This is a genomic window from Bacillus sp. FSL K6-6540 (assembly GCF_038007545.1).
In genome coordinates this window covers 3545683-3558057 of the sequence record NZ_JBBOXH010000001.1, presented here as the reverse complement: position 1 = coordinate 3558057, position 12375 = coordinate 3545683, and the positions used below count along the sequence as shown (strand labels likewise).

Annotated in this window: 9 protein-coding genes; all 9 read left to right on the top strand. The window is 56.1% G+C overall.

Translation table 11 applies throughout. From position 1 onward, the window contains the following. Positions 1 to 4 precede the first annotated feature (4 nt). The 9 genes from MHH82_RS15680 (at position 5) to MHH82_RS15635 (ending at position 12276) form a co-directional block, all read left to right on the top strand. A complete protein-coding gene (locus MHH82_RS15680) occupies positions 5 to 1129 on the top strand; it encodes a glycoside hydrolase family 88/105 protein (RefSeq protein WP_015735292.1) in 1125 nt (374 codons plus the stop codon). A gap of 274 nt (positions 1130 to 1403) precedes the next feature. Continuing rightward, on the top strand, positions 1404 to 3230 hold the full coding sequence (locus MHH82_RS15675) for a sialidase family protein (protein ID WP_340966649.1): 1827 nt from the start codon (positions 1404 to 1406) through the stop codon (positions 3228 to 3230). Continuing rightward, positions 3227 to 4648, top strand: coding sequence for a glycoside hydrolase family 28 protein (locus MHH82_RS15670; RefSeq protein ID WP_036663590.1), 1422 nt, complete (start codon positions 3227 to 3229; stop codon positions 4646 to 4648). The genes MHH82_RS15675 and MHH82_RS15670 overlap by 4 nt, the downstream gene beginning before the upstream one ends. A 27-nt stretch (positions 4649 to 4675) precedes the next feature. After that, entirely contained in the window at positions 4676 to 7411 is a 2736-nt protein-coding gene (locus MHH82_RS15665) for a hypothetical protein (protein WP_145036373.1), read from the top strand. Beyond that, positions 7408 to 8916 (top strand): hypothetical protein, encoded by a 1509-nt coding sequence (locus tag MHH82_RS15660; RefSeq protein ID WP_340966647.1) that lies wholly within the window; start codon positions 7408 to 7410, stop codon positions 8914 to 8916. Before MHH82_RS15665 ends, MHH82_RS15660 begins: the two co-directional genes overlap by 4 nt. Positions 8917 to 9009: 93 nt before the next feature. Further along, positions 9010 to 9165 (top strand): hypothetical protein, encoded by a 156-nt coding sequence (locus tag MHH82_RS15655; RefSeq protein WP_155989882.1) that lies wholly within the window; start codon positions 9010 to 9012, stop codon positions 9163 to 9165. Next, the gene (locus MHH82_RS15650) at positions 9141 to 9608 is read left to right on the top strand and encodes a hypothetical protein (protein ID WP_036662973.1); all 468 of its coding nucleotides are present in this window, start codon (positions 9141 to 9143) and stop codon (positions 9606 to 9608) included. Before MHH82_RS15655 ends, MHH82_RS15650 begins: the two co-directional genes overlap by 25 nt. A gap of 1 nt (position 9609) precedes the next feature. Then, positions 9610 to 10584: a hypothetical protein gene (locus MHH82_RS15640; RefSeq protein ID WP_036662976.1), complete on the top strand. Its 975-nt coding sequence runs from the start codon at positions 9610 to 9612 to the stop codon at positions 10582 to 10584. A gap of 333 nt (positions 10585 to 10917) precedes the next feature. Next, a complete protein-coding gene (locus MHH82_RS15635) occupies positions 10918 to 12276 on the top strand; it encodes an extracellular solute-binding protein (protein WP_015735284.1) in 1359 nt (452 codons plus the stop codon). Positions 12277 to 12375 lie beyond the last annotated feature (99 nt).

The window sequence follows — 12375 nt, the reverse complement described above, 5'->3', positions numbered from 1 at the left end:
CAAAATGAACCGACCCCATGCTTGGTCTGTAAGAACGGCTGACTACATTTTGCAAAACGCTTCTCCGGAAGGATATCACCCTCGCCTTGAGAAAAAGTGGGCTTATGTCACCGGCATGACATTGAAAGCATTCGAACGAGTATGGGAGCTGACCGTTGATTCGAAATACTTCGACTTTATTAAGCTGAATATGAGCCGGCACATTCATGCGGACGGCACGATTGAACAATACGTTCTGGAGGATTATAACCTCGATAATATTAACCAAGGCAAGCTGCTGTATCTGATGCTTCGGCAAACCGGCGATCCGTGCTTCGAGAAAGCGATCAACCTGCTGGCCGATCAATTAAAGGGGCAACCTCGGACGAGCGACGGGGGTTTCTGGCATAAGAAAAGATATCCGTTCCAGATGTGGCTGGACGGTCTGTATATGGCATCGCCGTTTATGGCGGAATATGCGCTTGTCTTCGATCGGCCGGAGTGGTTCGATGTGACGGCACATCAGCTGCTTACCGTAGAGAGGCATACCCGCGACCGGAATTCCGGCCTGTTATATCACGGCTGGGACGAAACCTGCGAGCAAGCGTGGGCTAACCCGTCGACCGGCAAGTCTCCTCACTTCTGGAGCAGGGCAATGGGCTGGTACGCAATGGCGCTTGCCGATACGCTGGAATATTTCCCTCGCGATCATGCGATGCGCGGACAGCTCTGCGGCATTTTCGAACGAATGGCTGGCGCGCTCGTGAAGGTGCAGGATAAGGAAAGCGGTCTGTGGTATCAAGTACTTGACCAAGGCGGACGGAAAGGCAATTATCTTGAAGCATCCAGTTCGGGGATGTTTATATATGCGCTCGCCAAAGGAGTGCGACTTCATTACTTGACAAAAGGCTTTGCCTCGGCAGCTAAACGGGGATATGAGGGAATGTTGGACCGCCTGATCGAGCTCGATGACGAAGGCGGCGTTCACTTGACGAAAATTTGCGCAGGCGCAGGACTTGGAGGCGATCCGTACAGAGATGGTTCCTATGAATATTACCTCAGCGAACCGGTTGTACAGGATTCGATGATGGGCGTTGCTCCGTTTATTCTCGCCAGCACGGAAATCGAACGGATGGACAATCAATCATAACAGCATGAACAGGTAAGCCGGGACTTATCATTACGGGCCCGGCTTTTTCAGACTTCCCATCGTATTGTGCCATTCCACCTTGTCTATCGTGCCGGAAATGACGATCTTCTTAACATACTGCAGCCACTTGGCATGCTAATTACACGATCTTCTTCCGACACCTGCACCGCCGTTTTTCTAAATTCTTTTTCCCCTATAAACACGGTGCGATTAGCCTATAAATATAGTTCCAAAACCGTGTAAAGTGTAGTTAACCTAACTAATGGAGGGCCTAATGGATCAACCGGAGAACCAAATTCGATATATCGGCGGCGTGACCGCCAACCTGGACTATCATCATGGACAGCTGCGTCCCGCGATTGGCGTCCGGAGCAGACAGGTGTTGCGGGCAAACCGTTCGCATCCGGAGTTGTCGGAGGGCAGCGGTTGGACCTACAACCATGCTCCGATGCTGGCCTACTGGAAAGGCTGCTTTTATTTGGAGTATCTTAGCTGCCCCGTTCACGAGCATGTGCCGCCAGGCCAGACGCTGCAGACGACATCGAAGGACGGCTGGCATTGGTCGATGCCCGTCGTCTTGTTTCCTCCATACCAGCTGGATCAAGAGCATCATTATCCGGACGGCGAGATTCTTCCGGAGGGGACGTATAGCGTCATGCATCAACGGATGGGCTTTTTCGCCGCTTCGAACGGCAGATTGTTGGCGTCGGCGTTTTACGGATTTTGCCCGCTGCCAAGCGTCAGTCCGAACAACGGAAAAGGCATTGGCCGCGTCGTGCGAGAGATCGGAGAGGACGGCAGCTCCGGGCCGATCCATTTCGTCCGGCTGAACCGTCATTCCGGCTGGTCCGAGGAGAACATAAAGTATCCCTTGTATACGGAGTCCGGAGACGAAGGCTTTCGCGAAGCCTGCGAGGAGCTGCTGGCGGACCGCGTGACCACGCTTCAATGGTGGGAAGAGGATCGCAGCCGGGACGGCTTCTACGCGGTGGAAGGGGGAACGGCCTTCAACTCTTACCGGCTGCCTGACGGACGGATCGCTGGGCTATGGAAGCATTCGGTTCATGCGGTAACGGAGGACGAAGGGCGTACATGGTCCAAGCAGACGCGCTCTCCATCCCTTATTATGGCAGGCGGAAAAGTGTGGGGAGAACGCACCTCGGATTCCAAATATGCGCTTCTATACAATCCTTCGCCGATCGGCAACCACAGATGGCCGCTTGCGGTCGTGACGGGCGATGACGGGTTAACGTTTGACGATTTGCTCGTCGTAAACGGGGAAGTTCCGCCGAGGCGCTATTTCGGGTTTCATAAAAATTACGGCAACAGCTATGTCCGCGGCATCGAAGCGGCAGACGGTTCTCCGCCGGGCGGCAGCATGTGGGTGACCTACAGCGCGAACAAGGAGGATATCTGGGTCAGCGAAATTCCGGTGCCGATTGAGTACCGGGTCAGCGGGCCGGTCAACGATACGTTCGACAACCTGTCGCCAGAAGATCGGGTGCAGGACTGGAACGTGTACAGCCCGCAATGGGCGAGCGTCTCCGTCGCGGCGTTTCCATCCGAGCGCGACAGGAGCCTGGAGCTGAACGACGCGGATCCCTACGATTACGCGAAGGCGGAGCGCGTGTTCGAGGAATGCGCCGCAGGCGAGCTTCGAATCCGGATATTGGCGAAGCAGGCGAATGACGGCCAGCTGTATATCGAGCTATGCGATGCCAAGAGCGCGGCGCCTATACGGATTCGTTTTCATTCGGACGGAACGCTGCAAGTACTGCAAGCCGGCACCTGGAAGGAGTTGCAGCGCTACGAGCCGGATCGGTGGTACGAGCTGACCGTCCGCTTCGATACGGATAGACAGCGGTTTGAATTCGAAGTAGACGGCGAGCCGGCTCCAAAGGCTTTCCAGTTCTCCATGCCGGCTTACACGCTCGAAAAGCTCGTGCTTCGCACTGGACCGATGCGCCGGGAGCCGCATGCGGAAACGCCGCTTGTGACCGCGGATTTGCCGGAAGCGGACGAACCGGCGAAGGCCGTTTCTTACTATATAAACAACGTTAACATCCATACGATTGAAGGAGGCACGAACAAGTGGCGATGACCAAACAAGCAGGCAACGAAGCATTGCCGTTCGACATGCCTGAAGTGGAATTGCCGGTATTTCCGGACGGGACGTTTAACATTGCCGATTTCGGCGCGATCGGAGACGGACTAAGCGACAATACGGAGGCGTTCGCGGCAGCGATAGAAGCATGCGCCTCGCAGGGCGGAGGCACGGTCCTTATTCCTGCAGGTCTATGGCTGACCGGCCCGATTCGGCTGCAAAGCGGCATTCGGTTGCATGCCGACGCGGGGGCCCTCGTCCATTTCAGCGCGAACCGCGACGATTATCCGTTGATCCGTACGAGCTACGAAGGATTACGCACCGTTAGATGCATGCCGGCCATTTATGGAGAGGATTTGGAAAATGTCGCCATAACGGGAACGGGTATTTTCGACGGCTCGGGAGAGGCTTGGCGGCCGGTGAAACGAATGAAGCTGACGGAGGGGCAGTGGAAGCAATTGATCCAGTCCGGCGGTTATGAGGAAGGCGGAGTCTGGTGGCCAACGGAGCAGTCGCTTAAGAGCGCGGCGCTCGTGAAGAGCTTAATTGCGCAGAACGTGCAGGATCCGTCCGCGTTCGAGCCGGCCCGCGACCATTTAAGGCCGACGCTGGTGCAATTGGACCGGTGCCGCAAAGTGCTGTTTGATGGCCCTACCTTCCGCAATTCGCCGGCTTGGAATGTGCATCCTTGGCTGTGCGAGCATGTGACCATCCGCAATGTCTCGATCCGGAATCAGTGGCATTCGCAGAACGGCGACGGTCTAGATCTCGACTCCTGCCGGTATGCGAACATATACGATTCCGTATTCGACGTGGGCGATGACGCCATCTGCATCAAGTCCGGCAAAGATGCCGACGGCAGGGCGCTGGCAGTCCCAACCGAATATGTCACGATACGGAACTGCCAAGTATTCCACGGCCATGGCGGCTTCGTCATCGGCAGCGAAATGTCCGGCGATGTCCGGAATATTGCCATAACGGATTGCGTGTTTATCGGAACGGACGCAGGTCTGCGTTTCAAGAGCACGAGAGGCCGCGGCGGAACGGTCGAACGCATCTATATCCGAGGCGTCCTCATGAAGGATATCGCCAAGGAAGCCATCATATTCAGCTCTTATTACTCAGGCAAAAACAATACGGACGATCCGGTGGCCGTTACGGAGGAAACGCCGGTATTCCGCGATTTCCATATCAGCGACACAACGTGCATCGGAGCGCATACGGCGCTGCACATCAAAGGGCTTCCGGAAATGCCGATTGAAAATATCGTCTTCGACCGGGTGCAGCTAACCGCCCGCAACGGCGCGACCTGTACGAATGCCCGGAACATTACGTTCCGGCAGACGAAAGTGCTTCCGGAGAACGGCGAGCCTTATACGTTGGTCAATACCGAGGCGGTTACCATAACCGATTAACAGACCTGATGAAGGAGAGGAAGCCGCATGCTGGAAATGATTGCGATTGGCTACGATTTGGACGCTTCTCCCCGTATGCTGCATGGCGTGCGGCTGCTGAGAGAAGCGCTCGAGGCTTGCGATTACATGGTGGAGGAAAAGGCGGGTGGTTGGGCATGGAACCGTTATCGCGATACGGGCAACCGCAAAATTTACGTAGGGCGCCGCACGGGCTCCGAGCTGCTCGCGGAGCTCGAGGCGCGCGATGTGCTGCTCTATCATACGGATGAGCCTACCGGCGAAGGCTTCTATCTGGCATCATGTCCGGGCCGGCTAGTCGTGGTCTCCGGCGGGAACGATAGCGGCGCGCTGTACGGATGCCAGGAGCTGGCGGTCCGAATCCGCGAGGAAGGAGGACTGCCGCGCGAGCTGTCGTTCGGGGACACGCCATGCCTGGACTGGCGCGGACCCGCCATCGGCATGCAGAAGCAGCACGTGGAACCCGGGCGGCAGCCCTTCGAATATCCTCTGACGCCAGACCGCTTTCCTTGGTTTTACGACAGAGTCATGTGGCTCGACTACCTGGACATGCTGCTCGAGCACCGGGGCAACTCCCTTTACCTATGGAACGCGAATCCGTTCGCCTCGCTGATCGATCTGCCGGGCGAGCCGGAGGCGCGGGAGGTGACGAAGGATCAACTGGAGGAGAATGCAAGCTTGCTGCATTGGCTGACGGAAGAGGCGGACAGGCGCGGGATACAGTGCTTTTTGGCCTTCTACAGCATTCATATTCCGCAAGGTTTTGCCGACAAGCACGGTTTGTCTTATAAGCAGTTAAAGCCTTTGCCAGAGACTAGCGATTATTTCCGCCGCTTGCTGACCGCGTTTGTACGCGCTTTCCCTTCGGTCGGCCTGATGGTCTGTCTGGGCGAAAAGCTGAAGGGGCAAATGTACGGGGCGGAATGGCTGTGCGAAACGATTCTGCCCGGCATCATGGAAGGCTTCGGCCAGTCGGCTGCCGCGGAGCCGCCGCCCGTCGTCGTGCGCTCGCACGCCATCGACATCGAGAAGGTGATGAAAGAGGCTGACGGGCTTTATCCCAATCTTCACAGCGAAATGAAATTCAACGGGGAATCCCTCACCACCTGGACGCCAAGGGGGGGAGCGCAAGGGCTGCATCGGCGGCTGGCAGAGCGCGATGGCAAACACCTCGTCACCGTGCATATGAATGCCAATTTGGAACCGTTCCGCTGGGGAGCTCCATCCTTTATTCAACGCTGCGTTCAGGCGGCGAGGTACCGCTTAAAAGCCTCGGCGCTGCAAATTTTCCCGCTGTCCTACTGGAGCTGGCCTTATTCGCCGGACAGGTCGGAGCACCCGATCAAGCAGGTGGACCGCGACTGGATCTGGTTTGAAGCGTGGCTCCGTTACGCATGGAATTCGGACCGGGACGGGAAGGCGGAGAAAAGCCACTGGATAGCCCGACTGGAGGAAAAGTACGGAAGCAGGCAGTCGGCCGAGCATTTGTTGCACGCCTATGAAACGATCGGGACTTGCGCGCCCAAGCTGCTGCGTCGTTTTGGCATAACGCAAGGCAACCGCCAGACGATGAGCCTCGGCATGACGATGAGTCAGCTGACGAATCCGGAACGGCACGTCCCATGGTCCGAGCTGTGGGAATCGCATGCTCCGCAAGGAGAGAGGCTGGAGGAGTTCGTGTTGAAGCAACTGGCGGGCATGCCTCATCTGGGCGAGACGCCGCTCGATATCGTGGAGGAAGTAGAGCGTGCTTCCGAAGAAGCTTCGAAAGCGGCAAAGCAGGCTAGGATGACCGTGAAAAAAAATAAAGCCGAGTTCGAACGTCTTGCTGCCGATATTGACGCGATCAAAGCGATGACGAATACGTATACGTACAAGGTAAGAGCCGCGCTGCTCGTGTTCATGTATAAGCATACCGCCTTCGGAAAATACGCCGAAAGGGTGTCGCTGCTGGAGGAGGCGGCGGAATGGTTGGACAAAAGCGTAGCCGCATACCGCAAGCTGACGGAAACGACGGAGAAGCATTACGGATTCGCAAACGGCATGCAGACGGCGCATCGCAAAATCCCGTTCCGCGAGGGGAAATTCATCAACCATTGGAGGGACTGTCTCCCCCTGTTCGAACGGGAGCTTGCCGTTTTCCGACAGCGTATCGGAGAGCTGCGGGCTGGCAAAATGCCGGCGTCCCTGAATCAGGCGCCGTCCGTTTCCTATCGGCGATATCGTCAGGCAAGCTTTACGCTGCTGAGCGAGGATGCCGAGCTGTACCGGATCGAGAAAGGCGCCCGCGTCTTCACCGACGGCGACATTCCGATTATTAGCTGCGCGGAGGAATTGTACGGCTTGACGGGAATAAGGTACAGCCAGCTGCGGGCGGCGCACGAAGAAATTCGGCTCGACGTGGAGCTGAAGGAGCCTTCCCTGATTCTGGTAGGATGCTTCAATTCCAGAGACGACCAATGGATGAAGCCTGGGGGAGTCGCTGCCGTCGACCAGTATACATTCGGATTGGATCCGGTGATCCGCAGAGGCATACGGCTGTTCGTCTATCCTTCGGTCCATGTCCATGCTTTGCCTTACGAGGCCGGCCGGCATACGCTTTGTTTCGGCAAAGGGGCGTTTCTGATTCTTGGCGTCATTGAGCTGCATCAGAACCTGTCTGACCGGGAATTCGATCCGCAAAACGAAGAGCGTACGCTACTCGATTGGCTGTACGAAATGAAGGAGGTGGAGATGGTCCAGTGAAAACCGACTCGGAAGCGGCGGCCGGGCTGATCGGGATAGTAGCAAAGCACGCCGGCCTGCTGCTGAAGCACGCATCGGACAAAGCCGGAGAAACCCCCTTGTTTGTCAACGCGTTAGATTCGCGCACGCTATCGCCGGTCGCATACGACCCGGATCATGTGAACCGCGAAGCGCTGCTCGCGAGTCCCGCAAGCCAGCAGCGCTGGCAAAAGCTGCTATGCGGCCTTACCTGGCTGACGGGCGATCCGGCGTACGAAGAACGCGCGCTCGCGGTCAACCGCTTTCTACTGGATAGCCAGACAGATGACGGCGGCCTGCTCTTGTGGGGAGGCCATACCGCCTACAACGTAGAGAACAGATCGATCGAATACGCCAGAGACAAATCGAAGGTGCACGAGCTGAAATTTCATTACCCGGATTACGAGCTGATGTGGCGGGCGGATCCGGAAGGAACAAGACGGTATATCGAAGCGATGTGGAATGCGCATATCCTGGACTGGTCGCGCCTGGATTTCAACCGACACGGACCTTACGGAACGCCGCCTGGACGGTTATGGGAGCATGAATACAAGGGCGGTGACGTATTCTTCTGGGGACGCGGATTGACGTTCGTAAACGCCGGCAGCGATCTGTATTACGCTGCCGCGATGCTGGCGAAGCTGTCGGGCGAGAAAGCGCCGCTGGCGTGGTCGAAACGGCTGGCGCGCCGTTACGTGGAAACGAGACAGCCCGGCATCGGGATCAGCGGCTACCAATTCAGCCAATCCGCAAACTCCTGGTGCAACGGCCCGGCGGTAAAGGGCGACCGGGCGCAGTATCAGCTGGCGCCGCTTATTCCGGAAGGCCATGACGTCTATGAAGGAACGCTCTTCAAGCCGCGGCCCGTCGTCCAGCGCTGTATGCTGGCGATCGGCGAACAAGCGGGGGAAGTGGCGGAATGCTTCATCCGATGGGCTTGCGAGGAAATAGCGGCTTGGGGTAAAATCGCATACCGCCGATCCGACAACGGCTTTGTCCCGATGCTGACCGACGGATACCCGATCGAAGGGCTGTCGCTGGATCGCGACGGCTACTTCGGGCCGAAAGGGAGGGTGTTTGGCGCAATCCCCGCTGGTCCGGATTTTTTCTGGATGTACGCGGCAGGCTACCGGCATTCGCGCGATCCGTTTCTATGGGAGATGGCGAAATCCATCGCCGATGGGATGGGCGCGGGAGATATCGGCCAACCAAGCGGGGGCGGAGTCCGCACTTGGGAGCAGAGGGAGGACAACGCCGATTACCGTCTGCTGTACGGCTTGTTGGAGCTGTATAAGGCGACGGACGACCGCAGATTTTTATCCTATGCCCGGCAGACGGGAGAGCAATTGCTTACGAAAGTTGCCGATAACGGCGCGTTTGTTTCGGAGGAACGGATTTTGACCGACGATCCGCTGCCGCTGGCGCTGCTTCATCTAGCGGAAGCGCTGCAGGACAGACCGGGAAACGTTCCCTTGACGTGGAAGTAGCGGAGGGTCAACCCATAACGAGCTGACGCTGCCTTAGGCGGCGTCGGCCGTTTGCGTTTGCGGGCGATTATGGCTTCAAAGGAGCGATGACCGATGGAACGGAAACAGGTGTTCGAATTTAACGGCAAGCGAAAGCTGTTCGGCAAATTTTTATTGTCCTACGTGCTCATCCTGTTGATTCCGCTGCTGGTAGGCGCCTATCCTATTACCAGACGGTTCAGGTCGTGGGCGAGGACGCGGCGGAGCTGAACCTGGCGATGCTGGAGCAGAGCGAGGATGCGCTGAACCGGCTGTTGACGGAAATCCGCGATATCGTGTCCCAGCTGTCGCTCGATTCGGAGCTGCTGAATGTGATGATTATCGCCGACGCTTCATGGCCGCCACAGGCGGTGTACAAGCTCTCCCAGCTGCAGAAGAACGAATTGAACATGCTGTCGACGAACCAGCTCTTCTCCGATCTGTTTGTCTACCTGGAGAAAAGCGAAGCCGTCATTTCCGCGAACCGGCTCGACAAGCTGGACGCTCAGCCGCTGTGGATCGGCGACGTCCCGTTCGGCCGGAAACGGAAAGTGGCGCTGCTCGCGATTGCGGGGTGGTCGCGGCGACGGGCTGCAGCCAGGCAAATAACGGGAACGGCAGCAGCAACGGCAAGCTCTATATGCTGCCGACCGTGGCGAGCAGCGACCCGATGACGTGGATTTCTGGAACGATCCGGACGAAGTCGGCAAGGTGGTATGGAACCTGGCGTTGACAAAGCATCCGCGCGTGTTGCTGTTTTGCGTATTGCGGAACGTCTGGCGGAAGCCGTTCATCAAGTTTTTGACGCCGCCGTTTCCTTGCAGCCGCGAACGCCGATCGGCACGGAATCGGGATAGACTTCTTTCAGCTTCTTCGCCGACTCGTACAGCTCATCCATCGTGGCCGGGAACGAAGCGATGCCGGCCTTATCGAACGCATCCTTGCGGTAAAAATCAGTGGAAAGCGAAGCGCCTCACGGGCAAGGTGCTGCTGGACTTCCAATACGCAAGCCATACGGTCGACCCGGATTACGCCTTAACGGATATTCCGGAAGGCCTGTGGGAATTCGCACGCATGCTGCCAAGCGCCTCGGAGCAACCTGCACTGGAATTCAAGCCGCTTAACTTCTCGTTGTTCGGTCCGGTCTTCAGCAGCAAGCTTGCCGACGAGCCGGAGAAGCTGGACCGCCTAATCGAATATGTCGAATGGGGCGCCACGCCGGAAGGACAGCTGTTCCATCAGGCGGGCCTGGACAACGTCACCTACGTGAACGAAGGCGGGACGATGAAATACAAGGAAGGGCTCGATCGTCAGAAGGTGGCGGAGCAGCACGGCTTCGATTGGTGGCTAAGCCAAAGCGCGGAATTCATGAAATCCGATGCCGGGTATTTGAAAAAGCAGGAAGCGATGAAGGAGTTTGCCCCGAACTATAACGTGACGCCGAAGAACGCTCCGCTTACCGAGGAGGAACAAGAGACGGTGGGCACGACGGTCAGCGCCCTCGAGGATGTGGCTTACCAGTTCGCTACGAAAGCGATTATGGGGATGATCGATATCGGCAACGACGAAACATGGAACGGCTACTTGAGCGATCTGGAGAAGGTAGGGCTCGACGAAACGCGGACAATTTACGAGAAATATTTAAAATAACGTCACGTGCCCAGCCGACACAATGCAGTACAATTTCAGGCTACATTCGAGGCTGCACGATGCAGAAAGTACGGATCTAGGGCTCGCCAGACATGCGACGGCATGGCGGCGAGCCCTTGTTCAAATGCATCGTATTCCCCTATAGAAAAGCAGTTTCCCCCTAAGATTGGCAGCGGATTTGTCTATATAATAATTGTTGTCAACAGCAGGAATTACATAACGCCGTTCATTTGAAAGGAGGATAACGGGGGGGTTATTATAGCAATTTAGACAGCGCTTACAATGTAAGATATTCAAAACAATGGTTGAATATAAAGGGAGGTATTGATAATTATGGTGCGGAAAATGGTTTCGATGATGGTATCCTTGGTTATGCTTCTAACTGTCCTGTCGGCTTGCGCGAGCAATTCCGGAAACAATGCGGAGCCCTCGCAGAGCGCGAGCAACACGCCTTCCGAGTCGGCAGCGCCTGAAGGCACCGACGCCGGCACCGGCAATCCGGCGGATCTGAAAGCCGATCTGACTTGGTTCGGCTTGATGGGTCCCGAACAATTCGAAGAGCGTTACAACCAATATATCAAGCAAAAATTTCCGAATATCAACATTACCTATATCAACCAGACGGACGAGCAGAAATTGGAGCAGGTTATCGCATCCGGCACGGAAATCGACATGTTTCTGTCGTCGGCCGGCGAGTTAAGGGAAGACTACGTGCCGGCCAACATGGCGCTTAATCTCACCCCGTTGCTCGAGAAGCATGCCGTCGATATCAGCACGATCGAGCCGGCCTATCTGGAGCCGGTCAAAATCGACGGAAATGTAAATTTGCTGCCGATCACCGACAACAAATTCGTCATGTATTACAACAAAGGCATCTTCGACCGGTTCGGCGTGAAGTATCCTTGGGATGGCATGACTTGGGATGAAGCACTGGAGCTGTCCAAACAAATTACCCGCAATGAAGGCGGCAAGCAGTATATCGGTTTGTGGATGTCGCCGAAGCACTATCTCCGCGTCGCTCAAAATTCGGCCGGCTTTATCGATCCGGAGACAAATAAGGCGACCGTCAACAACGACCAATGGAAATTCATTTTCGAAAATATTTTCTACAACTTCACTCGGGATCCTGGCTTGCAAAAACGAGCGAGCGAAGAGTGGCTCGCGCACAAGGATTTCAACAAGGAATTCTTAGTCGGCATGTATATCTACACATCGGGCTGGATGTCGTCTGCCGATACTTCGCTCGCCATGGACTGGGACATTGCAGCCGTTCCGACCTTCAAGGATATGCCTGAGGTGAACACGCAGCCATATGCTACTTACGTAGGTATCTCGGCTCTTTCGAAAAACCAGGATGTTGCCATGCAAGTGCTCAAATATTTGATCTCGGAAGAATATCAGACGATTATATCCAAGAAAGGCATGATTACTCCGCTTACGACGCAATCGGTTCGCGATGCGGCTTTCGCCGACTATCCGTTCGCAAGCGAAAAGAACATCAAAGCGCTATTCTACGGAAAGCCGGCTCCTTCCCGCGTGCTTACGCAATTCGACGAGCTTGTTATCGAGGATGCTTTGGACCAGGATGCCGTCCGGCAAATCGCGATGGGCAAACTCGATGTCAATACGGCGCTCCGCAATGCCGAAGAGCTAGCGAATAAGCTGATTCAGGAACAATTGGCGCAAAATTAACAAGCAGACACGGATGACGAAGCCTTCCAGGGGCAGCCGTACGAAGAGGGAGAGGGGCGACCATCTCCCTTTTTTTATTTTTTAGGGTTGGATTGCCCT